A 26,709-nucleotide genomic window follows, 5' to 3' on the forward strand; every position below is an offset into this window, starting at 1 on the left:
TTATTGATTATTAATATATTTTTTAATTTCTTCAGCGTTTTTTAAGATAATTGCACCGGCAGAACACATTTCCTGCCATGCCGTTTCGATGGTATCCGGCGCAATGCCCCGACAAGCCGCTTCATTAACGATAACCTGCCAATTGCTACCTTTGAGCAACTGCAAAACCGTTGTTTTAACACAATAATCCGTAGCCAACCCGCCGACAATGACCGTATCCGTATTTTGACAACGCAGCCATTCAATCAGCCCTGTGCTCAGTTTTTCTTCGATATCGTGAAAACACGCTCCGTAAGGATGCAATTCAGGATCAACACCTTTCCAAACGCAATAATCGTATTCTTTGGCAGAAGGCAGTCCGTCCAACAATTCATAGCCGCGCGTACCGACCATCGCATGAGCCACCCAAGTCAAATCCGCATCAGGCAAACCTGTCGGCTTTAACATATCAACAGGGTTATCCACAAGCCATTTCGCTGCCGCATGATGCGCATCTTTCGTCATCACGCGCAAATCCGCCAAAGCGGCTTGGGCATTCAACTCTTCGACAATCAAATGCCCCTCGTTCACAGGCAGCTCTTTAGGACACAAAGGCGTAAAAGTTTTTTGTGCATCAACATCAATGGAAACAATCATCTCATCATTTCAAAGCGATTAAAATGCCCTGTATTATAACAAATTACTGCCCAAAAGCGGTAAAACCGGCTGTGATAAGATAACGTTTTCCCAAAAAACTTGTCCACAATCCTCATGACTTACACCATCGTCCCCATCGCCACCGCCCGCTCGCCCTACAAACAGAAATTCGGCGTCGCCCGTCAGCCCGGCTTGGTTCCCGCCGCAGAAGTCTGTATCGAGCTGAATCCCGAATTTACCGCAGACAGCGTACGCGGATTGGAACACTTCGATTATGTGTGGATAAGTTTTATCTTTCACGGCGTACTGGATGAAGGCTGGGCACAAATGGTGCGCCCGCCACGGCTCGGCGGCAAACAAAAAATGGGAGTATTCGCCACGCGCAGCCCCCACCGCCCCAATCACCTCGGACTGTCGCTCTTAAAACTCGAACGCATCGAAACCGGCAAACCCGTCCGCCTCTATTGTAGCGGCGCAGACCTGCTGGACGGCACACCAATTGTCGACATCAAACCCTACATCCCCTTTGTCGAATCCAAACCCGACGCATCATCCGGCTTCGTCAGCGGCAAACCCGAAGAGCTTGAAGTCGTATGGCTTGAAAACATCGGCGCAGAAAATTTATCTGCCAGCACCCAAAACCTGATCAGCCAAAGCATAGCCCAAGACCCGCGCCCCGCCTATCAGAATATTCCCGAACGGATTTACGTCATGAATATTGAGGATTATGAGGTCAGGTTTCAAATTGAAGGAAACCGTGCGACGGTTATCGGGATAAGTGTCATTTAAAATTTAGTGATTGATTTCATTGAAAAAGGTCGTTTGAAAATCCTAAGATTTCGGTTTTCAGACGACCTTTTTATTCAATCGATACGGGTCTTATTCAATGAACACTTTGGATAAACCGAACCCGTAGAACCTACCACCTGACAACCCAATCAGACAACAGTCGAATGGGCATTCATTGTGTCATTCATCTCGTGGGCAAAGCCCACGCTACACGTTGCTGCAACGACAAATTGTCTCCCTTCCCGCGTCTGGCGGGGGAAGGTTAGGATGGGGGTGGCTTTGTGGGTTTAGGTAAAAGCAAATTCGTACAGCCCGTAGAGTCACCCTCTTTCTAATCCTCTCCTGCCAGACGAGAGAGGGTGCAGGTTACAAATAAAAAATAAGGTCGTCTGAAAATGTGATACCAAGTTTAATAAAACTCGTTCACTCTCGTTTTCAGACGACCTTTTCTCTTACTTATCCACAGACTGGCTTACCCAATCCGAAATCTTTTAGATTTTACCTGCGAAGTATTCCAAAGTGCGGACGAGTTGGCAGGTGTAGGACATTTCGTTGTCGTACCAAGCGACGGTTTTCACCAGTTGTTTGTCGCCTACGGTCATCACGCGGGTTTGGGTCGCGTCGAAGAGCGAGCCGTATTCGATGCCGACGACGTCGGAAGAAACGATTTGATCTTCGGTGTAGCCGTAAGATTCGTTGGCGGCGGCTTTCATCGCAGCGTTGATTTCTTCTTTGGTTACGGGGCGTTCGAGGACAGAAACCAATTCGGTCAGCGAGCCGGTGGCAACGGGGACGCGTTGGGCGGAGCCGTCGAGTTTGCCGTTCAATTCGGGGATAACCAGACCGATGGCTTTGGCGGCGCCGGTGCTGTTGGGCACGATGTTGAGCGCGGCGGCGCGGGCGCGGCGCAAATCGCCTTTGCGGTGCGGCGCGTCAAGGGTGTTTTGGTCGCCGGTATAGGCGTGGATGGTGGTCATCAGGCCTTCGACTACGCCGAACTCTTTTTGCAGGACTGCCGCCATCGGGGCAAGGCAGTTGGTGGTGCAGGAAGCGGCGGAAATAACGGTTTCGCTGCCGTCCAAAATGTCTTGGTTCACGCCATATACGACGGTTTTTACGTCATTGCCGCCGGGCGCGGAAATAACGACTTTGCGCGCACCGGCGCGGATGTGGGCTTCGGCTTTGGTTTTGCTGGTAAAGAAGCCGGTACATTCGAGGACGACGTCCACGCCCAAATCGCCCCAAGGCAATTCTTCAGGATTCGGATTGGAGAAGACTTTGATTTCTTTGCCGTTCACCACGATGGCATCGTCTTTCAATTCGGCAGTACCTTGGAATCGGCCTTGGGTGCTGTCGTATTTGAAAAGGTGCAGCAGCATTTCGGCAGGGGTCAGGTCGTTGACGGCGACGACTTCGATACCTTCGGCTTTTTCAATTTGACGCAATGCCAGACGGCCGATGCGGCCGAAACCGTTAATCGCTACTTTGATGCTCATTTTCATACTCCTTGTAGTAGGGAAAGGGGAAAAATTTCAGTAAGGGTATTGTATCCTGAAATAAAACTACTACCTAGAATTACACGAAGCTACTTTAAAAATGTTTGATTTAAATAAAAAAACCATGAAATAGGTCGTCTGAAAACGTACATTGGCAAGATTTGCATCCATATTTGGGGATAAATTCCGGTCGGTTTTTAAATTAATATGTAATTATTTAAAAAAATGGTGATTATGATGAGTACGTTCCTATTTTGTGGATAACCTGATTACTGATTGTATAATCAGATTGTTGTATTCATTTAAAGGCTGCGTTCAAGTTCTGTTTTGTGTGAGAACAAAGTCGGATAATCTGTAATTGTTTGAATTTTCTGTGGATAAAATCAGATTTGTCCACTTCGATTACACGGTATATTGTGGATAATCTTATCGGTACAAAAGGTCGTCTGAAAAATCTATTGTTCTGAAACGCCTACATTAGCAAATACTATTAAAAATAATGGATTATTTTTTCCTTTTTATCGTATTATCCAAACATCAAACCAATGATTACTAAGGAGGCGGTTTATGCTGCAACGAACTTTGGCAAAATCCATCAGCGTAACCGGCGTCGGATTGCATTCGGGCGAACGGGTTGCGTTGACCTTACACCCTGCGCCTGAAAACAGCGGGATTTCCTTCCGCCGTACCGATTTGGACGGCGAAATGGGCGAAACCATCAAACTTACGCCCTACCTCATCAACGATACGCGCCTGTCGTCCACCATCGTAACCGATAAAGGCGTGCGCGTCGGTACCATCGAACACATCATGTCCGCGCTATCTGCCTACGGCATCGACAATGCACTGATTGAATTGAACGCGCCCGAAATCCCGATTATGGACGGCTCCAGCCTGCCGTTTATTTATCTTTTGCAAGATGCGGGCGTTGTTGATCAAAAGGCGCAAAAACGGTTTTTGAAAATCCTCAAACCTGTCGAAGTCAAGGAAGCGGGCAAATGGGTGCGTTTTACGCCGTATGAAGGCTTTAAAGTGACGCTGACCATCGAATTCGACCATCCGGTTTTCAACCGCAGCTCGCCCACTTTTGAAATCGATTTCGCGGGCAAGTCCTACATCGACGAAATCGCGCGCGCGCGTACCTTCGGCTTTATGCACGAAGTGGAAATGATGCGCGCCCACAATCTCGGGCTGGGCGGCAATTTGAACAACGCCATTGTGATTGACGACATGGACGTTTTGAATCCGGAAGGTTTGCGTTATCCCGACGAGTTCGTCCGCCACAAAATCCTCGATGCCATCGGAGATTTGTATATCGTCGGACACCCGATTATCGGCGCATTTGAGGGCTACAAATCCGGCCATGCCATCAACAACGCTTTATTGCGCGCGGTTTTGGCAGACGAAACCGCTTACGAATGGGTGGAATTCGCCGACGACGAAGATTTGCCGTCCGCCTTCCACGAGCTGCCCGCGGCTTGAGATAAGACGGCGTACAAAAAGGCTGTGGATGATTGTTCGTCCACAGCCTTTTTATTGAATAACTTAGAAGGTCGTCTGAAATCTTAAAACCAAGGTTTCAGACGAGCTTTTTTCTATAAAACGAAACAAAAAAACCATCTCCCGCCAATATTTCAGACATGATTATCCACATGACTATCTAATCTATCCTTCTGAAAAATAGAAAGATTATATTTTTTCTCAAATTTTATACACATTTTATCCATAGCTTTTCTCCAGCGATAAAAAGGTCGTCTGAAAACCCAAATTCGGATTTCAGACGACCTTTTATCCACAAGCCGATCGGTGATTAATCGCCCATGACTTTGCCTTCTCGGCGCGGGTCGGCACCGCCGAGCAAACCGTCTTTGCCGATTACAATGCCTTGTACGCCGGAATTCAAATCGCGAATTTGGACTTTGTAGCCCAGTTTTTCCAATGCTGGCGCTTTGTCCGCCGCAGCGGTTTTTTCCTCGATTTCATACTGGCTGCCGCGATTGAGCATATTCGGCAGGGAGATTGCCGCCTGAATGTCCATGCCCCAATCGATATGTGCCACCAGCGTTTTGGCGACGAAACCGATAATACGGCTGCCGCCCGGCGAACCGACCGCCAGATAAGGCTTGCCGTCTTTCATCACAATGGTCGGCGCCATTGAAGAACGCGGCCGTTTGCCACCCGCCACGCTGTTGGCAACGGTTTTACCGTTCGCGCCGACAGGGTTGAAGGCAAAATCGGTCAATTCATTGTTGAGCAGATAGCCGTTTGCCATCAGCCCCGAGCCGAACGCGTTTTCAATCGAAGTCGTCATCGACACGACGTTGCCGTCTTTATCCACAACCACCAAATGGCTGGTGGACGGCAGCTCTACCGCCATGCCCTGCGCGTATGCCTTACCGACCCGACCCGCCTGAATGTTTTCCAACGCTTTGTCGGATCGGCGGATTTCTTCGGCACGCGGTTTCAGGTATGCCTGAGAAATCAGGGCGCGGGTCGGGACGTTGACAAACGCGGGATCGCCGACGTAATAATCGCGGTCGGCAAACGCAATCCGCGACGCATCGCCTATCCAGCGCCAACTGTGGATATTTTCCGCGCCTAATGCCTTCATATCCTGATTTTGCAGGACGCCCAAAATCTCACCCAAAGCAATCGCACCCGAACTTGGCGCGCCCATGCCGCAGACTTCGTATTCACGATACGGCGCGCAAACCGGTTCGCGCTCGATAACGCGGTAGTTTTTCAAATCCGTCATGCTGATTTTGCCGGGGTTATCCACAGCGCCGGTAACGGCACGGACAATATTCTGCGCCTGCGCCCCTTGATAAAACGGCGCACTGCCTTTTTCCGCCAAAAGGCGTACGGAGCGGGCAAATTCAGGGTTTTTCAACACCGTTCCCGCTGCCAAAGGCTTGCCGTCGGGCAGGAAATACGCGGCGGTTTTCGGATAACGTTTCAAAGGCTCCAAATTTTGCTCGATGGATTTCGCCATGCGCGGTGAAACGGTAAAGCCTTGTTCCGCCAAAGCAATCGGTTTGTCAAACAGACTTGCCCAAGGCAATTTGCCGTAACGCTTGTGGACATCTTCCAGCAGCTTCGGAATCCCCGGCACACCGACCGAACGGCCGCCGACCACTGCGTTCATAAAGCCCATCGGCTTGCCGTTTTCATCCAAGAAAAGCGCCGGCGTTGCCGCTTTCGGCGCCGTTTCTCGGGCATCAAACGTCGTCAGTTTTTTCGCCTTATTGTCCCAATACACCAAAAACGCGCCGCCGCCCAAACCGGAAGACTGCGGTTCGGTCAGACCCAAGGTTGTCTGCATGGCGATCATCGCATCTATCGCGCTGCCGCCGCGTTTCAAAACCTCATATCCCGCCTCTGTCGCCAACGGATTGGCAGACGCCGCCATATAATGTTTGGCGCGGATCAATTTCTGCTCGGTCAGCCCCGTCCCTTGTTCCGGCGCATGGTTATCCACAGCCGTCGGCACAGGCGCGGCATCAGGTTTCTGCATCGGCTGGTGCGCGCACGCTGCCAAAACCAAAACAGCCAACAGGTTTAAGCTAAAGGAAAATTTCATATCTGCTCCCTTTTAGTTGAGATATTTTTCAGACGACCTGCGGTTGAAAAACACAAAAGGTCGCCTGAAACATGAAAACTGATTGGACTCTTTATCTCGTCATACAGTTCCATTCAAGCCCGGTATAAAACCGGCAGGCTGTGTGTATAGCCAGAAAGTTATACACAAATAAAAACTAAATTTCAAAATTATCCACATCTGCAAACAAGGCAAACGTCAGTTTATCCGCATCCAAAGTCTGCATTCAACTTATTGAACTAAATTAGGAATTAAAGTTATGCACAAGCAAATGCGCGACTCAATATAATCATCTATTTATTATTTAAAATCTTATTTATAGTTTGTTTCCCAACGCGCAGCCAAAGCCCGCAACGTAAAGGCATCTTTTCAAAAAATTAGATAGTTAAGGATTGTTAAACCTCTGTAAATCAGATAGAGTTACGGCTGATAAATTAAATTAATAATGGAGCTTCCATCAATGAAAGGCGATATCGGCGTCATCGGCTTGGCCGTTATGGGTCAAAATTTGATTTTGAATATGAATGATCACGGTTTCAAAGTCGTGGCGTACAACCGGACCACTGCTAAAGTAGACGATTTTCTCAACGGCGCAGCCAAAGGCACCAACATTATCGGTGCCTATTCATTGCAAGATTTAGTGGATAAACTGGAAAAACCGCGCAAAATCATGATGATGGTACGCGCAGGTTCTGTCGTTGACGACTTTATCGAGCAACTTGTCCCGCTTTTGGAACAAGGCGACATTATTATTGACGGCGGCAACGCCAACTATCCCGATTCCACCCGCCGCACCCACGAGCTGGCGGCAAAAGGCATCCGCTTTATCGGCGCGGGCGTTTCCGGCGGCGAAGAAGGCGCGCGTCACGGCCCGTCCATTATGCCCGGCGGCGACGAAGCCGCATGGCCTGCCGTCAAACCCATTTTCCAAGCCATTGCCGCCAAAACCCCGCAAGGCGAACCCTGCTGTGACTGGGTCGGCCGCGACGGCGCAGGCCATTTCGTCAAAATGGTGCACAACGGCATCGAATACGGCGATATGCAGTTGATTTGTGAAGCCTACCAATTCATGAAAGACGGCTTGGGTCTGAGCTACGACGAAATGCACCGCATTTTCAGCGAATGGAACCAAACCGAGCTGGATTCCTACCTGATTGAAATTACAGCCGCGATTTTGGGCTATAAAGACGAAAACGGCGAACCTTTGGTCGAAAAAATCCTCGATACCGCCGGACAAAAAGGCACAGGCAAATGGACCGGCATCAACGCCCTCGATTTGGGCATCCCGCTGACGCTGATTTCCGAAGCCGTATTCGCCCGCTGTGTGTCCGCGTTCAAAGACCAACGCGTTCAAACCGGCCGCTTGTTCGGCAAAACCGTTACCCCCGTTGACGGCGACAAGGCCACATGGGTCGAAGCCCTGCGCCAAGCGTTGTTGGCATCCAAAATCATCTCCTACGCACAAGGCTTCATGCTCATCCGCGAAGCCAGCGAAAACAACGATTGGGCATTGAACTACGGCAACACCGCCCTTCTGTGGCGCGAAGGCTGCATCATCCGCAGCGCGTTCTTGGGCAACATCCGCGACGCATACGAAGCCAATCCCGATTTAGTGTTCTTGGGTTCCGATCCCTATTTCAAAGGCGTATTGGAAAACTGCCTGCCCGCATGGCGCAAAGTTGTCGCCAAAGCCATCGAATGCGGTATCCCTATGCCCTGCATGGCTTCCGCGATTACCTTCCTCGACGGCTACACTACCGAACGCCTGCCCGCCAACCTGCTGCAAGCCCAACGCGACTACTTCGGCGCGCACACCTACGAGCGCACCGACAAACCGCGCGGCGAGTTCTTCCACACCAACTGGACAGGCAAAGGCGGCGATACGGCATCGACCACTTACGATATTTGATTTGTCTGAATCAGCGAAAAGGTCGTCTGAAAACCAAAATTTTGGTTTCAGACGACCTTTGCCGTTTGAAAGCATCGGTTTTTGATAAAATCCACGGATTGCTCACAACTTATCCACAATCTGAACTTCATCCCAATTCAATCAAACCAAATCTAATTCATTGAAAACTATCAACATACAAAAAGGTCATCTGAAAATTTTCAGACGACCTTTTAAATTGTTCACAAAATTATCAACAGGACTAGGGTTATCGGCATCAAACCAGATTCTGCGGATTGCCTGCGACGAAGCGGTTGATGTTGTCCACAAGGATGTCAAACAGACGGTTGGCGGCCTCTTGGCTTGCCCATGCAATGTGTGGCGTGACAATGAGGTTGGGCAGTCGAGCTTTCAGCAGAGGGTTGCCGTCGCGCGGCGGCTCTTGTGTTAACACGTCAAAACCTGCCCCGCCGATTTGGCCGTATTTCAACGCCGCAACCAAAGCGGCTTCATCAACCAAGCCGCCGCGCCCGCAGTTGATGAGGATGGCGCCGGGCTTCATCTGTTGCAACTCGGCTTCGCCTATCATATTTTCCGTTTGCGGCGTGAGCGGGCAATGCAGCGACAGCGCGTCGGCAGTGCGGACGGCTTCGTCAAAGGAAACGTAGCCGTCGCGGACGGTTTCGGCGTGTTTGTGTTCGACAAACACGACCTTCATTTTGAACGCCTGTGCATAAGTTGCCAGCGTCTGTCCGATGTTGCCGCGACCGAAAATCGCCAGTGTTTTGCCGTTCAAATCGCGCATCGGTGCGCCGAGGTGGCAGAAAAACGGCGAGTTTTCCCACAAGCCTGCTGCAACGTCTCGCTGATAGGCAGGCAGGTTGCGCATCAGGGTAATCATCATCATAAACGCGTGTTCCGCCACGGATTCATTGCCGTAAGCGCGGATGTTGCACACGCTCACGCCCGCTTGCTTGGCGGCAGCAAGGTCAACATTGTTGACGCCCGTCGCGGCTAGCGCAATCAGTTTGAGCTGCGGGTTGGCGGCGATGTGTTCGGCGGAAATCACGACTTTGTTGGTAATGATGATGTCCGCGCCCTGTATGCGCTCGGCGGTCTGATGCGCCTCAGTCGAACCATAGCTGCTTAAAGTATGCGGAAAATCAAAGTCAAACGGACGGTCGGCAAGCGTGTCGCGGTCGAGAACGGCAATGCACAGTGGATTCATATTTCACCTATCAAAAATAAAATAATGATTTAAATAAACTAATTTTGAATGAAATATTCAAAAGATACGGCGTAGTTGAGAATGGTTATTATCCGAATCATACAGACATCACCATATCAGGAAACCATCATGATTAAAACCATGACCTTTGCCATTTTACATTTCGCCACCGCGTTTGGCGTTGCCTATATTTTGACCGGCAGCATCGGCATCTCAAGCGCAGTCGCGCTGGTCGAGCCGCTTGCCAACACCGTCGTTTTCTATTTCCACGAAAAAGCATGGCGACGCTACGAAAAAAATAAAACCGTAAAACAAGAATGGGCTACGCCGCTGCACCATTGTGGACAAGTCTTGTCCGAAGGTCGTCTGAAAACGGGATAGGGTATATTGTTTCTTATTAGTAAATATTCTTTCAACAAAATCGATATTTATCAATCAAAACGAAACCAATAAAATGCTTTCCATCGCTTGAACGCCTATACAGTTCATCTTAATACTCAACATCATAAGGAAAGTAATCATGAAAAAAGCACTCTTCGCCTCCCTCATCGCCGTTGCCGCCGCAGCATCTTTCGCTGACAGCCGCATTCCTGAATGGAACCATGCCAACGACTCCGGCCCCATTCCGGGCTTAACCCAAGTCGAATATCACGACGCGCACGATATGCGTAAAGATGATGACCGCGTGAAATTCACCGCACCTGCCACAGGCGTGCGCGAAATCACCGGCATCGGCTACAACGACACCTATGCCCGCTCGTTGCAAAACGGCTCAAATTGATTGCCCATCAGTTGAAGTTGAAAGGTCGTCTGAAAACGTACCCATCCGTTTTCAGACGACCTTTTGCTTTATCGGAAACGGCAGCTATGATACCCTTCAGCGCGGAATATCGAAGAGTCGATATTGTTAACTGATTGAAAACGCTATGAAAGGATAAAACATGAGCGGTTTGATTATTGAAGATTTGCAGGAAGGCCACGGCAAAGAGGCCGTGAAAGGCAAGGAAATTACCGTGCATTACACCGGTTGGCTGGAAGACGGCACCAAATTCGACTCCAGCCTCGACCGCCGTCAGCCGCTGACAATTACGCTGGGCGTGGGTCAGGTCATTCAAGGCTGGGACGAAGGTTTCGGCGGCATGAAGGAAGGCGGCAAACGCAAGCTGACCATTCCCGCCGAAATGGGCTACGGCGCACGCGGCGCGGGCGGCGTGATTCCGCCTAACGCAACGTTGGTGTTTGAAGTAGAGCTGTTGAAAGTTTATGAATAATGCCTGACGGCGTCAGGATGAATTTTCTGCTTTGAACTGGGCGAAAGGTCGTCTGAAAACCGAATGTTGAGGTTTTCAGACGACTTTTTTGTATCTCATATTGCTTTAGTGAAATCCTGTTTTAATGGTTCTACAAATTTTCGAAATTAAAACAAAGCCGCACTCAGCCTGCGGATGCGGTTTTCGTCTCCCAATACGCCTGCGCTTTGCAACAGTTGCAAATAAGCCTTGATATAGCCGTATTTGGCTTCGGCGAGTTTTTGTTCTGCATCCGATGCCGCCTGTTGCGCCTGTATTTCCTCCAGATTGTTACGGATACCGACCTGCCGTCCCAAACGGGTTGCTTCCAGCTTGGCACGGTTGCTTTCTAAAAGGCGCTGTTGAGCCGTAATCTGAATTTTATTGCTGCGGATCGTGTCATACGCCTGTTTGACGGCAAGGCGGGTTTTACGTTCGGCTGCCGTCAGCAGCTCGCGTTGCTGCATCTCGCGCGATGCGGCTTCCTTGATTCGGCCCGATATTTTGCCGCCCGTAAAAAGCGGCATGCTGACCTGTATATTGAATGTTGCCCCTTTGCTTCGGTAATCTTGGTCGAAACTGCCCGCACCGTATGCACTGTAATCGTAGTGGTAAGTGCCCCTGCTGTCCGTATAACCACCGTTGACAGTTACCGTCGGCATCCTTGTTCCTTTTGCGGCCTTTACTTCCTGCTGCGCGTTTTCCAGATTCTTACGCTGCAACTGCCATTCCGGATTATGCGCCTGCGCCAAGGCCTGCCATTCCTGTTCTTGGGAATTGTCCAATAAATCGACAGGTTCGTTCCCGCCCTTCATATTCAAAACGGTAATTTCGTCAGGATTCAGCCCTGTCAGATTGGCAAGCGTGCTTTCCGACGTTTTCAGCCTGGTCAGCGTATCTACTTCTTTAGCCAGCGCATTGTCGTAGCCCGACATGGCCTCATGGGTATCCAACACCGTAGCCGCTCCTTGACGGAACATTTCCTGTGCGCGCTTGACCTGTTTTTCATAAGCTTCTTTTTCCGCGCGGACCGCCCGCAGCTTGTCCCTATACATCAATACATCAAAATAGGCATTTGCCACTTCTATCCGCAGTTCGTTACCGCTGTTGTCCAACCGGATATCCGCCATCTCTTCAGCCAATTTCCCCTGTTTGTATTGAGCAAATTTGCTGCGGTCGAACAATACTTGGCTGATTTGGACATTCCAACCGTTGCTTTGGGTATTGAAAGATAGCGAATAAGGCTGTTTCTGATATTGGTAATTGGCGCTTGTCTGAGGCAGAAGCTCTGCCCGGGCCTGTACCTTTTTCGCCGCTTCAGCATCGCGTTCGTATTTTGCCGCAGAATAATCGGCGGAATATTCCAATGCAGCCTGCCAAGCATCAAACAGCGTGAAAGAATGAGCGGCAGGGGAAATCAGGCAAACAGGTAAAACGCACCAAAACGTCAATTTAATATCAGACATGACTAGTATTATTTCCTAAAAATAAAATAATTAGTGGATATATTTTCTAAAATAGTTTTCTCGGATAAAAAATATTACAACGCTATAAAAAAAAGATGAAAATTATCATACGGCATTGAAAAACTATAATTCTGATTTTCTAATAATTAATGTTTGTAAAGATATAAGATTTAATTATGTGTTTATCTTAAAAAGGCAAATAACCGAAACTGCGTTATTTAAGATATTGCCTTTAAAGGGTAAGGTAAAAAGATTTTGATTCAAATATGGTAATGATAACTTAAATTATCTTTGCGTATTCGTGCAAAATTAAACAGAACTAATTCCCATTTGTCTCTGTCCCACTAACACGCAACCGATGAAACGGGAAAACATAAAAGCCGTTACATCCTTATTAATCAACGTGATATGAGGTAATAATCATGAAAGATCTGAAACAGCACGAATTGGAACAAGTAGCCGGCGGTTACAATTTCAAAGATTTCCGAAAAGACTGGAAAGATTTTTGGAAAGAAATGGGCAACGGCTTCTCCAAAGCCGGCGACGCTTTGAACGACGCATGGAAAGAAGCCCGCGAAGCCGTGCGCAACAACTGAATCATAGATTCGGTATAAGGATACAGAGAAAGAAAACATTTTTCGCAGAAATATTTTCTTTCTCCGTAAGACGGGAGGCGGAGAGCCGCCTTCCGGTTTTAACCGGGCTTTATGCCTTTTGTAAAACTTAATCTTTAGGAGATTATTATGCAAACTTTAGCTATGAACGAATCTTTTGTCCGTGAATTGACTATGGATGAATTGAACCTGATTGCAGGCGGTGCTTGGAGCTGGAAAGAGTTTGGTAGAAGTACAGCAAGTGGTGCTGTAGGTGGTGCTATTGCGGGCTCATTTGAAGGTGGTGTAGGAGCTATTCCTGGTGCAGGTATTGGAGCTGTTGTAGGGGCTGGAACTTATTTGGCAACCGGTTGGTGGTAAACAACTTAAGGCAAATAACTAAAGCCTTATAGTATTTCCGGATGCGGTAGAAATTACCACATCCGGAAACTTTCTAGAATTTTATAATAATCAGATAGTTAGGGTAATATTATGAAGACATTGACATATATAATTTTCTTTCTTATTTTTTCATTAGCGATGTATTTAGCTAATAATTGGCAATTACCAAGGATATTTCTGACTTCTGCCATTGCAACCATTGTATACATTATACTTACTGAACTTTGGAAAAAATACATAAAAAACAATAATACATAATTTTAAAATTTAAATTATTATAGTTTATGAATAAAAAACAAATGATAGTTGCAGATATATTCCATATTCTTGGGAATTGTAGGGTTTATATCCGGTGTCGCAATAGGCTTGCACAGTTTGAATTGATTTGAATTTTATATGCTGCATCAATGATGTGAACAATATTTTAGTTTATCGGTTTAAGGAGTTCGTTATGAAACAATTGGACATCAAAGATTTGGAAAAAATTTCCGGCGGTATTACCGAAGGAGGCTGCGTCCTTCCTGTCATCAATTTTCCGTGGATGAGATGGTTTTGATCGGATAAGGTTCTGCCCCGAAGGTGCAACCGTTTAGGTAAGGATGCCCATGCGGTTGCTTTGACGGACAGGATCTTTTCAGACGACATGTTGTTTGGAATGGCTTTGGGAAATTGAGATGAATAAAAAGCGCAGCTTGAAATCGATATTGTTTTTGGATTTTGCCGTATTCGCCGTCTTGTCTGCGGTGTATTATTTTTTTTCCAAATACGCTTTATCCCGTTCGCTATTGCTTGGTTTTTTATCGGCAATGTTTATATTTCTCATGACCTTGGCGGGCGAAAAACTTTTGAAAAACCGAACGGAAGAGTAGGTAGGAACGGTTTATCGTATGGACGGCGATCGGATTTTTGGTAAAGGCAAGCGGTTTCGGGCTGTTTTGACTGTGTGCAAATATGTCTTTGCCGTATTCTGTCTGATGTAAGGATATTTGTGGAAGAATATATTATTTTATCAATAGGAATATTCCTTGCTTTGCTCTCTATAATTCTTGTGAAGTTAGGATTGGTCGAAACTGTGATTGTTAAAAATAAAAAAGTATTCTATATCGGTATGGCAATCATGTTGGTCGGAATGGTCATTACAATTTTAAATTATTGGAAAATGTGAAAAATTTATCTTTCCTTCAAGGTTTTCTTATATACAGCGTTATTTTCTGTTCTGCATTGGTTTGTTTACCCCATGCTGCCTGAAGCCTACAAAAACCAATATATTCTGGACAATCGTCATCCTTGCCATGACTGTTATTTATTGCCATTTGTCGAAAAGGAAGTAGGACTATGAAGAAGATTGAAAAAAACACCAAAAAATTATTGAAAAATGCGGCGGTTTCGGGCGTGGTTTACTTTTCGGTAATCTTGGTAACATCGTATTTTTTCATTTATCCGAATTTTGCCAAGTCGCTGCGCCATGCTGCGGTTTCCACGTTGATATTCGTACCGCTTATCCTGCTTCTGAACAAATTTTTTAATAAAAAATACCATGATTCAAGACAAGAAAACTAAAACCCTTTATATCATTATTTTCAGCATTGTCGCGATTGTCGGCTTTTTGTGCGGGATTGCCGTCGGCTTGAACAGTTTTAAATAGTGATTGAGATATGCTTTAGGATGTTTTTCAGACGACGTATTGAGAAATCGAGTGTAATGAATGGCTGATAACAACAGTTTTTTCCGCCCAGAAATTTTCGAGGCGAAGAAGAACAAGTGGACGGGGCATGTCGTCATGACCCGCCCGTTTTCTTTTGTGTTTCTGACGGGCTGCGCGGCTTCGGCGGCAGCGGCGATTTTATTGTTTGCCTTTTTCGGCAGCTATACGCGCAAGACCAATGTCGAGGGGCAGTTGATGCCTGTATCGGGTCTAGTGCGGGTTTATCCTGCGGATACCGGCATCGTTACCGAGAAAATGGTGAAAGAAGGCGATTTTGTGCAAGAAGGCGATGTTCTGCTGAAGCTTTCGATGCCGCGTTACAACGGCGAGGGCAATATCCGCGACCGTCTGGTCAAGGAGGCGGAAGCGAAAAAGGAAATGCTGCTTCATGAAATAGAGCGGCAGAAGAAGTTGCAGGAAGGGGAGGCGCGGACGGCTTCCGACAGCGTCAGCCATCTGGAAAACCAGCTTGCCGATGTGCGCGGCCAGATTTCGGGACAGAAAAAGCGTGTGGCGCTTGCCGAAGAGCTGATTGCGAAATACCGCCCCCTTTTGAAAAAAGGTTTTATTTCCGAACAGCAGATGATGGATTATGAAAACGGCCGCCTCGACCAACTGTCCCAACTGAATGCGCTGCGGCGGGAAGAGTCCGGCATTGTCCGCGAGTTGAACGCGCAGCGGCAGACCTTGGAAACCCTGCCCGAAAAACAGCAGACGGAGTTGAGCCAGTTGAACCGCAGCGTGGCGGAAATCACGCAGGAAACGCTGAATCTGGATTCCCAGCAGGAACAGGTCATCCGCGCGAGCAAGTCGGGTTATGTCAGTACGTCCAATGTGGAGGTCGGTCAGCAGGTAACGGCTTCAACCCTGTTGCTGAGCATTGTGCCGGGCAAGACGGATTTGGTGGCAAACCTTTATGTACCGAGCAATGCCATCGGCTTTATCAAGCCTGACGATAAAGTGATTCTGCGTTATCAGGCTTATCCTTATCAAAAATTCGGCCATGCCGAGGGCAAAATCATTTCCATTGCGAAAACGGCTATGGGCAAACAGGAGCTTGCCAATTTGGGCGGTGTTTACCCGGCCGATGCGGAAGAAAATCCGTCACGTCCGAACGAGTCGGTTTATCTGGTAAAGGTCAAACCTGAAAAGCAGACGGTCAAGGTTTACGGTGAAGAAAAGCCGTTGCAGGTGGGGATGGCTTTGGAGGCCGACATCCTGAACGAGCGTAAGAAACTTTATGAATGGGTACTCGACCCGCTTTACAGCATTGCAGGGAAATTAGGCCGATGAGTTATTTGGAACGGTTGTCTTTCGGATTCAGCAAAAAACTGCCGGTGGTTTTGCAGACGGAAATTGCCGAGTGTGGCTTGGCATGTCTGACTGCGATTGCGGGCTATTTCGGCTATCACACGGATTTGCGCACGTTGCGGCAGAAATATTCGATTTCGCAGACGGGTACGACCATGGCGAACATCGTGCATTACGCCAACGATTTGAACCTGACTTCGCGTCCGCTACGTTTGGATTTGAACGACCTGCCCAATTTGAAAACCCCCTGTATCCTGCATTGGGATTTGAACCATTTTGTAGTCTTGAAAGAAGTCGGCAAAAACGGCATTACCATCATGGATCCCGCTGTCGGAATGCGGAAAATCCCGATGGAGGAAGTGTCGCAAAAATTTACCGGCATTGCGCTGGAAATGTGGCCGAACACGCATTTCGAAGCGAAAAACGACAAGCAGAAAGTTAAAATTTCCGCTTTGGTCAAAGGCATTACCGGCATCGGCAAATCGCTTATCCAAGTATTGATTTTGGCGTTTGCTTTAGAAATTTTCGGTTTGGTCAGCCCGTTTTTCACTCAATGGGTTATCGACCATGTGATTGTTTCCGCCGACCGAAACCTTTTGCTGACGCTGGCACTCGGATTCGGTCTGATGAAAATCATCGAACAACTGACTTCCCTGCTTCAGGCATGGGTCAATATGCACCTGACGACCACGCTGAACGTACAATGGAAGGCGAATATGTTCAAACGCCTGCTCGAGCTGCCCAGCGATTATTTCAGCAAACGGCATTTGGGCGACGTAATATCGCGCTTTCACGCCATCGACGACATTCAGGACACGCTAACTTCGACTGCGTTCAAAACCGTTTTGAGCGGCATTATGGCGGTCTTTACTTTGGGATTGATGTTTTTTTACAGCCCTATGCTGACCGTCGTCGTATTGATTGCGCTGGTGTTGTACATCATCATCCGTATCGCGGCCTATTATCCGCTGCGTAATGCGACCGAAGAAAACATTGTTCATGAAGCCAAGCAAAACACTTATTTCATGGAAACCGTGCGCGGCATTCATACCGTCAAACTGTTTGAGAAAGACGAACAGCGCCACAGCTCATGGATGACGTTGTTTGTCGATACCGTCAATGCCCATCTGACCACCCTGAAGCTGACCAACGTTTTCGATTTCGCCAACAAACTTTTGTTCGGCATCGAAGGCATCGTCATCATCTATCTGGGCGCAACCCGCGTATTGGACGGCGTGTTTTCCGTTGGCGCGCTGATGGCTTTCCTTGCCTACAAAGACCAGTTTGAAAACCGGGTGGGAGATTTGGTCAACCAATACATCAAAATCAAAATGTTGGGGCTGTATGCCGAGCGCCTTGCGGACATTGTATTGACCGAAACGGAAGCGGAAGAAGTTGCAGATCCCTATGTTCCCGAGATTTCGGGCGATATTGATATTGCCGTAGAAAACGTGTCGTTCCGCTACTCCGACAGCGAACCCTATGTCCTGCAAAACTTCAGCTTGAACATCAAACAGGGAGAATCCATCGCTTTTACGGGCAGTTCCGGCTGCGGCAAATCGACGCTGATGAATATTCTAATCGGCAACCTCAAGCCCGAATCGGGAAAAGTATTGGTGAACGGGCACGACATCCACAAACTTTCGCCCAAGTTCATCCGCGGCTTGAGCGGCACGGTAACACAGGACGACGTATTGTTCGCAGGCTCGATTGCCGAAAACATCTGCTTTTTTGATGAAACGCCAAATATGGAATTAATAGTGCAATGTGCGGCGATGGCGATGATACATGAAGACATTATCAGAATGCCTATGGGCTACGAAACCCTGATTGGCGATATGGGTAATGCCTTGTCCGGCGGACAGAAACAGCGCGTCATCTTGGCACGTGCGCTGTACAAAAGACCGCGCATCCTGTTTTTGGACGAGGCCACCAGCAATCTGGACATGAAGAACGAACTGGCAATCAATGAAAACCTGAAATTGCTCAACATTACCAAAATCATGGTGGCACACCGCAAGGAAACCATCGAATCCGCCGGCAGGGTGGTGCGGATGCAGAAAGCAGGAACCCAACAAAACGTCCATGCGTAGGTAAGCTTCAAAAAAGGTCGTCTGAAAACCGAATTTTCAGGTTTTCAGGTTTTCAGACGACCTTTCATTGTCCGATTCCGTCTAAAAACAGTAAAATACCCGTTTTAAAATATTCTGGAGCCATCATGACCGTCAAAACCCGTTTCGCCCCCAGCCCCACCGGCTACCTGCACATCGGCGGCGTGCGCACCGCCTTGTTTTCATGGGCGTTTGCCCGCCATCATAAAGGCGAGTTCCTATTGCGTATCGAAGACACCGACTTGGCGCGTTCCACCGCCGAATCCGTCAACATCATCCTCGACGGCATGAAATGGGTCGGTCTCGATTACGACAACGCCGACAACGTCGTGTATCAAACCCGCCGTTTCGACTGCTATACGGCCTGAGCCTATGATTTTTGCAGCCGCTATTTCAATCGGATGTAAAACGTACCGTCCGGCACGACGGGCAGGTATTTGCGGTAGAAGTCCAGATAGGTCTTGTTTGGGTCTATGTCGGCAAACTGCTGCGGATACAGGGTTTTGGCGATAAATTGCGCGCTGGCCAAATCGGAGAGCGAGCGGGAGGCGGTGTGGTAGATGCCGTAAACGCGTTTGTTTTTGACGGCAGGAATGTCTGCCCAACCTTTGCGTTTGACAAATCCGGCCAGGCGGCGTTGCGCATCGGCCTGGCTGATGCCTATGCCCATCGCCATAATGCCAGGCTTGTCTTTATGGCCGTTTTCCGTCCCCGAAATGACGATGACGTCGGGTTTGGCCGTCAGGAATTTTTCAGGGTTTATCGGTCCCCAGTTTTTAACGTAAGGCGCGGCGATATTGTTGCCGCCTGCTGTGTCGGCAATCGCGCCCCACATATCTTTGCCGAAGGTGTAGCTGTATTCGGACGGGCCTTTGTCGCCGAACTCGATATAGATTTTCGGTTTGGACTGCTTGGCGCGCGCGACGCGTTTTTGGATATCGGCAATGCCTCGGGCGTATTCGGCGGCAATTTTTTGGGCGCGCGCCTGCGTACCGTTGAGTTCGCCGAAAATTTCCGCACTGCGCGTGTGCCGCGCGACGGTTTCGGCGTTGAAATCGACCACGACGACGGGTATGCCTGCCGCTTTAATGCGCGGCAGGTGGGTGGCGACGGCCTTATACTGCCAGTCGGCCAGAATCAATACGTCCGGCTTGAGCGCGAGCGTTTTCTCCAGTGAAAACGTGCCGGTGTTGATGTTGCCGATGTCCGCAATGTTTTGCAGCGTAGGCAGCTTCTGTTTGAACATCGCCCAGCTGCCGGGATTGAATTTCTCCCAAAACTCACGCGAAATGCCGATGACGTTTTTAAATTTGTCCGCGCCCGTTACCGCGATATAGTCGGGATAGTAAAACGCCAAAACCGCGCGTTTGACAGGGACATCGACTTTGACTTCGCGTCCCAATACGTCTTTGATAGTTTTGATTTCGGCTTGGGCAAAAAGGGGCAGGAGGGCGAGGGCGGCAAATAAAGCGCGTTTGTTCATGAGCGGATACTTTCAAAGAAATGATTATCATTTGTCTTGTTTTCAGGAGAAAAGTTCCCAGACGGTCCTTCTGCGCCGACATTATTTTCAGACGGCCTTACATTGTTTAAACCTTGCCGAAAAAGTAAAATACCTGTTTTCAAAGACTTTGGAGCCATCATGACCGTCAAAACCCGTTTCGCCCCCAGCCCCACCGGCTACCTGCACATCGGCGGCGTACGCACCGCCTTGTTTTCATGGGCGTTTGCCCGCCATCATAAAGGCGAGTTCCTATTGCGTATCGAAGACACCGACTTGGCGCGTTCCACCGCCGAATCCGTCAACATCATCCTCGACGGCATGAAATGGGTCGGTCTCGATTACGACAACGCCGACAACGTCGTGTACCAAACCCGCCGTTTCGACCGCTATAAAGAAGTCATCGCCGAACTCTTGGAAAAAGGCGCTGCCTACTACTGCTATTGCAGCAAAGAAGAGCTGGAAGCCATGCGCGAGAAAGCCGAAAAAGAAGGCACGGCGACTTACGACCGCCGCTGGCGTCCCGAAGCAGGCAAAACCCTGCCCGAAATCCCTGCCGACGTGCAACCCGTCGTCCGCTTCAAAACGCCTTTGGACGGCGTCACCAAATGGACAGACTTGGTCAAAGGTGAAATCTCCATCCCCAATGAAGCGCTCGACGACCTGATTATCGCCCGCGCCGACGGCACGCCGACCTACAACTTCTGCGTCGTCGTGGACGACTACGACATGGGCGTTACCCACGTTATCCGCGGCGACGACCATGTGAACAACACCCCGAAACAAATCAACATCTTAAAAGCCATCGGCGCGAACCTGCCCGAATACGGCCACCTGCCCATGATTCTCAACGAACAAGGCAAAAAAATCTCCAAACGCAGCGGCGATACCGTCGCCATTACCGATTTCGGCGCGATGGGCATCCTGCCCGAAGCCATGCTCAACTATCTGGCGCGTTTGGGCTGGGCGCACGGCGACGACGAATTTTTCACGATGGAACAATTCATCGAATGGTTTGATTTGAAAGACGTTTCCCCGTCTCCAAGCCGCATGGACTTGAAAAAGCTCTACTGGATAAACGGCGAACACATCAAAATCACGCCCAACGAAAAACTCGCCGAACTCGTCAAACCCCGCCTCGCCCTGCGCGACATTTACGACACGGCAAAACCCGCGTTGGAAGACGTGTTGGCACTGGTCAAAGACCGCGCCCAAGACCTGAACACGCTCGCCGACGAGTGCCTCTACTTCTACGTCAAACAAACGCCCGCCGAAGCGGACGTGCAGAAACATTGGGACGACGAAGCCGCCACCCGTATGCTGCGCTTCGCCGAACGCCTCGAAGGGCTGGAAGACTGGAACGCCGAAGCCATCCACGACCTGTTCAAACCCTTCTGCGACGAAGAAGGCATCAAAATGGGCAAACTCGGCATGCCCCTGCGCCTCGCCGTCTGCGGCACGGCGAAAACGCCCAGCGTCGATGCCGTGTTGGCATTAATCGGCAAGGAAGAAGTGTTGAAACGGATACGTTCTTAAAGCGTTGAAAAGGTCGTCTGAAAATGTTCAGACGACCTTTTTGATTTTTCCGATACCCATTAATTTCTTGTGAAATGGACGGCAGGTTGGAACAGAAAACACCTGCTCCGTCATTCCCGTGCAGGCGGGAATCCTGCTCCTTCGTTTGAGGGAATGTTTAGAAATCACTATTATTTCAACCTTCCAGACTCCCGACTGCGCGAGTAAATGCCGGCATGGGGACTTGTCGTTTGAATCCGCTATAACAAGCGTTTGGAAGAAGAAAGCCGTTTCGAGCATAAAAAACGTCGTCTGAAACCTAAAACCGGTTTTCAGACGACGTTTGCGTTTATTCAGCCTGAACTTTACTGCGCACCGACCACGACGATATTCAGGTCTTCGGGGCGGACGCGTTTTTGCCAGGCGGCTTTGACGTCGGCGGCGGTCAGTTTGGCGACGGCTTTGGGGTAGGCTTCAAGGTAGTCGTCGGGCAGGTTATAGACGCCGATGAGGTTCAGGTAACCGAGCAGTTTGGCGTTGGAATCGAAACGCAGGGGGAAGCTGCCTGTGATGTTGGCTTTTGCCTGAGCCATTTCTTCTTCGGTCGGACCTTCGGCGATGAACTGCCTGATGACTTCCTGTGCGGCGGCAAGCGAGGCGCGGGCGGCGGGTTTGCGCGAAGAATAAGCGATGGTGAACATGCCTGCCTGACGTTCCGGAGTAAGGTTGCTGTACACGCCGTAGGTGTCGCCCCTCTGATTGCGCAGGACTTCCATCAGGCGGCTGTCGAATCCGCCGCCGCCGAGGACGTAGTTGCCGGCAACAAGCGCGTAGTAATCGGGGTCGTTGCGGGTAATCAGCGGCATTCCAAGCATGATTTGTGCCTGTTCGCCGGCGAAGGGGATGTCGCGGCGTTGTGCAGGATGTTTTTTGACGGGTGGAACGTCGGCCGATGCGGCAGCACGGTCAGGCAGTCCGGACAATGCGTCTTGCACGAGGCGGTCGGCGCCTTTGCGGTCTATATCGCCGACGATGGCGACGACGGCATTGTTTTTGCCGTAGTGGGTGCGGTAAAACGCGCGGATGTCGTTAAGCGTGATGCCGTTTATGCTTTGTACGGTGGTGTATGCGTCTTTGCCGTAAGGGTGGTCGGGATAGGAGAGGCGCGCCAATGTTCGGGCGGCGGTGAAGTCGGGTTTGGTTTCCTGTTGTTGCAGGAAGGTGGCGGCTTGCGTTTGGTTGCGGCGGAACACAGCTTCGTCGAAACGCGGGCGGGTCAGTGCGCCGTTGAACAGGGAAACGGCTTTTTTGAGTATGTCCGGACGGCTCAGGCTGCGCAGGGTGGCGGTGGCGGTTTCGTTGTCCGTACCGCTGCCGATTTCAACTGCCAATCCGTTGGTTTGGGCGTTGAAGGTTTCTTCGTCCATTTCTTTTGTGCCGCTGGTCAACAGGGCGGCGGTGAAGGCGGCGGTTTCGCTTTTGCCGTCGGGATCGGACGCGTTGCCTGCGCCTCGGAAGCTGACTGCCATGTCGATAATCGGATTTTCATGCCGCTCGGCCAAGAGGACCTGCACGCCTTGCGGGGTGGTCCAGCGTTGGATGTTGACCGCTGCCTGTACGGACAGGGGCAGGATAAGGGCGAGGAAGGCAGGAGCGTATTTCATTGTTTTTCCTTTCGGACGGTATTCTTCAGGGGCAGTATAGTGCAAGTACGCGGAATGAAACACCCTTTGACGGGAAGGTTGCGGCGGTTTAATTGTCTGGCCGCCGAAAATTAAGGGTCGTCTGAAACCTGATTTTCGGTTTCAGACGACCCTTTCATCCTTCGGTCAGATTCGTAATTTATAACCAAAAAAGAAGGGCGCAATCTTGCGCCCTGACGAGATGATTTTGAACTGGGGTCGTCTGAAATTCAAAACCGGATTTTCAGACGACCTTTTGTCTTTACCTTAATACCCTCAGTTATGCTCCCACTCGACATGTTCGCTCAAGAAACCGCCGCTCTGGTGCGCCCAGAGTTTGGCGTAGAGGCCTTGTTTTTCGAGGAGTTCGGCGTGGCTGCCTTCTTCGATGATGCGGCCTTTGTCCAAGACGATGAGCCTGTCCATCGCGGCGATGGTGGAGAGGCGGTGGGCGATGGCGATGACGGTTTTGCCGTCCATCATTTTGTCGAGACTTTCTTGGATGGCGGCTTCGACTTCGGAGTCAAGCGCGCTGGTGGCTTCGTCGAGCAGCAGGATCGGTGCGTCTTTGAGCATGACGCGGGCTATGGCGATGCGCTGACGTTGGCCGCCGGAGAGTTTCACGCCGCGTTCGCCGACGTGCGCGTCATAGCCGCGCCGCCCTTTGGCGTCGGAAAGGTTGGGGATGAAGTCGGCGGCTTCGGCGCGTTCGGCGGCGGAAATCATTTCGGCGTCGGTGGCGTCGGGGCGGCCGTAAACGATGTTGTCGCGCACGGAGCGGTGCAGCAGCGAGGTGTCTTGCGTGACCAAACCGATTTGGGCGCGCAGGCTTTCTTGGGTCACGCTGTCCACGTTTTGCCCGTCAATCGAAATCGTGCCGCTTTGCGGTTCGTAGAAGCGCAAAAGCAGGTTGACGATGGTGGATTTGCCCGCGCCGCTGCGTCCGATAAGCCCGACTTTTTCACCCGGGCGGATGGTGAGGTTGAAGCCGTTGAGCAGCGGTTTGCCGGCTTCGTAGGAGAAATCGACGTGTTCGAACTTGATTTCGCCTTGCGACACTTTCAGCGGCAGGGCGTTCGGCTTGTCGAGGATGGTTTGCGGTTTGGACAGGGTCGCCATGCCGTCGTTGACGGTGCCGATGTTTTCAAACAATCGGGCGGATTCCCACATGATGTATTGCGACAGGCCGTTGACACGCAACGCCATAGCGGTGGCAGTGGCAACCGCGCCGACGCCGACTTGTCCGTGATACCAAAGCCAGATGCCCAGCGCGGTCGTGCCGGCGGTCAGCGAGCTGTTGACGATGAAGCTGCATGTGTGCTGGAGCGTCGCCAAACGCATTTGGGCGTGTACCGTAACCATAAATTCTTCCATCGACTGCTTGGCGTAGGCCGCTTCGCGCGCCCCGTGGGAGAAGAGTTTGACGGTGGTGATGTTGGAATAGGCGTCGGTAATGCGGCCGGTCATCAGCGAGCGCGCATCCGCCTGACGCGAAGCGGTTTTGCCGAGCTTGGGAATCAGGAAGCGCATCACTAAGGCGAAGCCAATCATCCAGCCGATAAAGGGCAGCAGCAGCCAGCCGTCGAGCGCGACCAGAATCACGCCGGAGGTGATGAAATACACCAGCACATAAACGACCATGTCGGCAACCGTCATCACCACGTCGCGCAACGCCAGCGCGGTCTGCATGACTTTGGCGGACACGCGGCCGGCAAATTCGTCCTGATAGAAACCGAGGCTCTGCCCCAGCATCAGACGGTGGAAATTCCAGCGCAGGCGCATGGGGAACACGCCTTGCAGGGTTTGCAGGCGCACGTTGGACGCGAGGAAGGTCCAGAGGGCGAAAAACACCATCATCGCCGCCATCGCCGTCAATGCCCAGCCTTTTTCGGCAAACAGGGTGGCGGGCGTGTATTTGCTGAGCCAGTCCACGACTTTGCCCATAAATTGAAACAGCAGCGCTTCCATGATGCCGATGCCGGCGGTAAACACCGCCAAAACGGCAATCCATTTGCGCAAGCCTTCGATGTTGCTCCAGATAAAACGCCACAGCCCTTTTTCAGGCGTTTTCGGGGCGGCTTCGGGGTAAGGGTCGATTCGGGATTCGAACCATGAGAATATTTTTTGAATCATTGTATTGGGTTTAATTGAGAGAGAATGGATTTCAGACGACCTCTACGGTGGGGACAGGTCGTCTGAAAACAAGTATCGGGAGTTAAAGGCATTATTTTACGGGAAAAAACGGCGGGAAGACACCGTAAAGGAGAAGTGAGGACGATAATTCGGCAGATGTTTTGCCGAGAGCGGGTTTGCCAATCTGATTTAGGTTTTGCCGAAACAAAGGTCGTCTGAAAATCCGAATGATGTTTTCAGACGACCTTTGAGTTATCGCGGGTTCACTATTATGGCTGTTATCGGGTATGGCTGCTTTCGATGCCGGTTTTGATTTCGCCATAGACTTGCGAGCTGCCGCCTGTTCCCGTTGCAGAAGTACAGGCGGCAAGGAAGAAGAGGGCGGTGAGGCTGAGGACGGTTTTCATGGGGTTCCTTTCTCGGAAGGGAAAGAGGTCGTCTGAAACCGTATTTGGTTTTCAGACGACCTTTTGGGTTATTTAGGATCGCAGCGGAAATGGTATGCGCAGATTTCGAAGCCGTTTTTGAAATACAGACGGTGCGCATCGACGCGGTCGTGATTGACGTGGACGTTGAGGTGGATTTTAGTCACGCCTGTTTCCGCGCCGATTTTGCGGACTTCTGCCAACAGGCGGGAGGCGTAGCCTTTGCGGCGGCTTTGCGGCAGGGTAACGATGTCGTCGATGTGGATATGGCGGCCGCTGGCGAGGTTGCAGGATTCGCGGAAGCCGCAGACAGCGACGGCGTTGTGTTTGCCTTCTTCGAAAATACCCAAGAGGCGATAGCCGGCGGGGCGTTGGACGGTGTTGATTTGTTCGGTGAATTTGCTGATGTCGGTCAATGAAGAACGCAGGACGCTGAGGGCGGCGAAGGCGGTGGATGTGTCTTCGGGCGGGATTTCGCGCAAAACGTAGTCGGCAGCGGCGGCTTGGACCGGCGCTTTTTCGGCGGCGTGTTTTTCTTCGATGGCTTGCGCCAGCGGGACGCGTTCGGCAGGTTCTCCTTGCGCTTTGGCTTCCTGTTCTTTCAAAAGCTCTTTGCAGTCGATGATGCGCAAGTCGTTGTCGGCGGCAAAGTCCATCAGGAAACGGAACATCTGCGGATTGTCTTCTTCGAGTTTCTTATCGATGGCGACGCAGCGGACGTTGTCCACCAGAATGGGGCGCACCCAGTTGGAGTAGGACAGCCGGTTGTCTTTGGTGAATGAGGACAATATGCCGCACAGGCGTTCTGCCCAGTCGCTGGGACGGAAAATCTTGCCTTTGTTGGTTGTGCCGTGAATCACGACTTCGTAAGGGTTGCAGACTAACATGGCGGTTTCCTGTGTAGAGTTTGAAATTAGGGCGGACACATGAAAACAGGATAT

General features: G+C 50.3%; 23 protein-coding genes and 1 pseudogene. 14 read left to right on the forward strand and 10 right to left on the reverse strand.

Going from position 1 to position 26,709, the window contains the following annotated elements:
- The gene (locus RSJ68_10430) at positions 1-636 is read right to left on the reverse strand and encodes a nicotinamidase (GenBank protein ID WNU96820.1); all 636 of its coding nucleotides are present in this window, start codon (positions 634-636) and stop codon (positions 1-3) included.
- 114 nt (positions 637-750) lie between these two features.
- Here RSJ68_10430 and tsaA point away from each other — a divergent pair, with 114 nt between their 5' ends.
- Positions 751-1,425: a tRNA (N6-threonylcarbamoyladenosine(37)-N6)-methyltransferase TrmO gene (tsaA, locus tag RSJ68_10435; GenBank protein WNU96821.1), complete on the forward strand. Its 675-nt coding sequence runs from the start codon at positions 751-753 to the stop codon at positions 1,423-1,425.
- A gap of 491 nt (positions 1,426-1,916) precedes the next feature.
- Here tsaA and gap read toward each other — a convergent pair whose 3' ends face one another.
- On the reverse strand, positions 1,917-2,921 hold the full coding sequence (gap, locus tag RSJ68_10440; protein WNU96822.1) for a type I glyceraldehyde-3-phosphate dehydrogenase: 1,005 nt from the start codon (positions 2,919-2,921) through the stop codon (positions 1,917-1,919).
- Between the two features lie 567 nt (positions 2,922-3,488).
- Between gap and lpxC the strand changes: the two genes are divergently transcribed.
- On the forward strand, positions 3,489-4,403 hold the full coding sequence (lpxC, locus tag RSJ68_10445) for a UDP-3-O-acyl-N-acetylglucosamine deacetylase (protein WNU96823.1): 915 nt from the start codon (positions 3,489-3,491) through the stop codon (positions 4,401-4,403).
- A 328-nt stretch (positions 4,404-4,731) separates the two neighbouring features.
- On the opposite strand, the gene ggt is transcribed toward lpxC, so the two are convergent.
- Positions 4,732-6,501, reverse strand: coding sequence for a gamma-glutamyltransferase (gene ggt / locus RSJ68_10450; protein ID WNU96824.1), 1,770 nt, complete (start codon positions 6,499-6,501; stop codon positions 4,732-4,734).
- A gap of 478 nt (positions 6,502-6,979) precedes the next feature.
- Between ggt and gnd the strand changes: the two genes are divergently transcribed.
- Positions 6,980-8,428 carry a decarboxylating NADP(+)-dependent phosphogluconate dehydrogenase gene (gene gnd / locus RSJ68_10455; protein WNU96825.1) on the forward strand — a complete coding sequence of 483 codons (1,449 nt, stop codon included), beginning with the start codon at positions 6,980-6,982 and terminating at the stop codon, positions 8,426-8,428.
- Positions 8,429-8,684: 256 nt separating this feature from the next.
- Here gnd and RSJ68_10460 read toward each other — a convergent pair whose 3' ends face one another.
- A complete protein-coding gene (locus tag RSJ68_10460; protein ID WNU96826.1) occupies positions 8,685-9,635 on the reverse strand; it encodes a D-2-hydroxyacid dehydrogenase in 951 nt (316 codons plus the stop codon).
- A gap of 129 nt (positions 9,636-9,764) precedes the next feature.
- Between RSJ68_10460 and RSJ68_10465 the strand changes: the two genes are divergently transcribed.
- From RSJ68_10465 to RSJ68_10475, 3 genes are all read left to right on the forward strand, one after another.
- Positions 9,765-10,016 (forward strand): DUF2061 domain-containing protein, encoded by a 252-nt coding sequence (locus RSJ68_10465; GenBank protein WNU96827.1) that lies wholly within the window; start codon positions 9,765-9,767, stop codon positions 10,014-10,016.
- Between the two features lie 139 nt (positions 10,017-10,155).
- A complete protein-coding gene (locus RSJ68_10470; protein WNU96828.1) occupies positions 10,156-10,416 on the forward strand; it encodes a hypothetical protein in 261 nt (86 codons plus the stop codon).
- Positions 10,417-10,576: 160 nt separating this feature from the next.
- Positions 10,577-10,906, forward strand: a complete 330-nt coding sequence (locus RSJ68_10475; GenBank protein WNU96829.1) for an FKBP-type peptidyl-prolyl cis-trans isomerase — start codon at positions 10,577-10,579, stop codon at positions 10,904-10,906.
- Between the two features lie 146 nt (positions 10,907-11,052).
- Here the strand turns inward: RSJ68_10475 and RSJ68_10480 are convergent, their stop codons facing one another.
- Positions 11,053-12,390: a TolC family protein gene (locus tag RSJ68_10480; protein ID WNU96830.1), complete on the reverse strand. Its 1,338-nt coding sequence runs from the start codon at positions 12,388-12,390 to the stop codon at positions 11,053-11,055.
- 422 nt (positions 12,391-12,812) lie between these two features.
- On the opposite strand from RSJ68_10480, the gene RSJ68_10485 reads away from it, so the two are divergent.
- The 7 genes and pseudogenes from RSJ68_10485 to RSJ68_10515 all read left to right on the forward strand — a co-directional run bounded on the left by RSJ68_10485 (position 12,813) and on the right by RSJ68_10515 (position 18,865).
- Positions 12,813-12,986, forward strand: coding sequence for a hypothetical protein (locus RSJ68_10485; GenBank protein WNU96831.1), 174 nt, complete (start codon positions 12,813-12,815; stop codon positions 12,984-12,986).
- A gap of 147 nt (positions 12,987-13,133) precedes the next feature.
- Positions 13,134-13,364: a Blp family class II bacteriocin gene (locus RSJ68_10490; protein ID WNU96832.1), complete on the forward strand. Its 231-nt coding sequence runs from the start codon at positions 13,134-13,136 to the stop codon at positions 13,362-13,364.
- Between the two features lie 472 nt (positions 13,365-13,836).
- Entirely contained in the window at positions 13,837-13,941 is a 105-nt protein-coding gene (locus RSJ68_10495) for a bacteriocin (protein ID WNU96833.1), read from the forward strand.
- Between the two features lie 432 nt (positions 13,942-14,373).
- On the forward strand, positions 14,374-14,550 hold the full coding sequence (locus RSJ68_10500) for a hypothetical protein (protein ID WNU96834.1): 177 nt from the start codon (positions 14,374-14,376) through the stop codon (positions 14,548-14,550).
- 540 nt (positions 14,551-15,090) lie between these two features.
- A complete protein-coding gene (locus RSJ68_10505; GenBank protein ID WNU96835.1) occupies positions 15,091-16,383 on the forward strand; it encodes an HlyD family secretion protein in 1,293 nt (430 codons plus the stop codon).
- Entirely contained in the window at positions 16,380-18,494 is a 2,115-nt protein-coding gene (locus RSJ68_10510; GenBank protein ID WNU96836.1) for a peptidase domain-containing ABC transporter, read from the forward strand. Before RSJ68_10505 ends, RSJ68_10510 begins: the two co-directional genes overlap by 4 nt.
- Before the next feature lie 125 nt (positions 18,495-18,619).
- Positions 18,620-18,865 (forward strand): annotated as a pseudogene (locus tag RSJ68_10515) (glutamate--tRNA ligase family protein).
- A gap of 35 nt (positions 18,866-18,900) precedes the next feature.
- On the opposite strand, the gene RSJ68_10520 reads toward RSJ68_10515, so the two are convergent.
- Complete coding sequence (locus RSJ68_10520) at positions 18,901-19,995, reverse strand: ABC transporter substrate-binding protein (protein WNU96837.1); 1,095 nt, start codon at positions 19,993-19,995, stop codon at positions 18,901-18,903.
- Positions 19,996-20,154: 159 nt separating this feature from the next.
- Here RSJ68_10520 and gltX point away from each other — a divergent pair, with 159 nt between their 5' ends.
- On the forward strand, positions 20,155-21,549 hold the full coding sequence (gltX, locus tag RSJ68_10525; GenBank protein WNU96838.1) for a glutamate--tRNA ligase: 1,395 nt from the start codon (positions 20,155-20,157) through the stop codon (positions 21,547-21,549).
- Positions 21,550-21,893: 344 nt separating this feature from the next.
- Here the strand turns inward: gltX and RSJ68_10530 are convergent, their stop codons facing one another.
- The 4 genes from RSJ68_10530 to RSJ68_10545 all read right to left on the reverse strand — a co-directional run bounded on the left by RSJ68_10530 (position 21,894) and on the right by RSJ68_10545 (position 26,655).
- Positions 21,894-23,192 (reverse strand): pitrilysin family protein, encoded by a 1,299-nt coding sequence (locus tag RSJ68_10530; protein WNU96839.1) that lies wholly within the window; start codon positions 23,190-23,192, stop codon positions 21,894-21,896.
- 294 nt (positions 23,193-23,486) lie between these two features.
- Positions 23,487-25,343, reverse strand: a complete 1,857-nt coding sequence (locus RSJ68_10535) for an ABC transporter ATP-binding protein (GenBank protein WNU96840.1) — start codon at positions 25,341-25,343, stop codon at positions 23,487-23,489.
- A 278-nt stretch (positions 25,344-25,621) separates the two neighbouring features.
- A complete protein-coding gene (locus RSJ68_10540; protein WNU96841.1) occupies positions 25,622-25,750 on the reverse strand; it encodes a hypothetical protein in 129 nt (42 codons plus the stop codon).
- A gap of 68 nt (positions 25,751-25,818) precedes the next feature.
- Positions 25,819-26,655, reverse strand: coding sequence for a GNAT family N-acetyltransferase (locus tag RSJ68_10545; protein WNU96842.1), 837 nt, complete (start codon positions 26,653-26,655; stop codon positions 25,819-25,821).
- Positions 26,656-26,709 lie beyond the last annotated feature (54 nt).

The organism is Neisseria sp. DTU_2020_1000833_1_SI_GRL_NUU_006 (assembly GCA_032388755.1).
Taxonomy (GTDB): domain Bacteria; phylum Pseudomonadota; class Gammaproteobacteria; order Burkholderiales; family Neisseriaceae; genus Neisseria; species Neisseria sicca_C.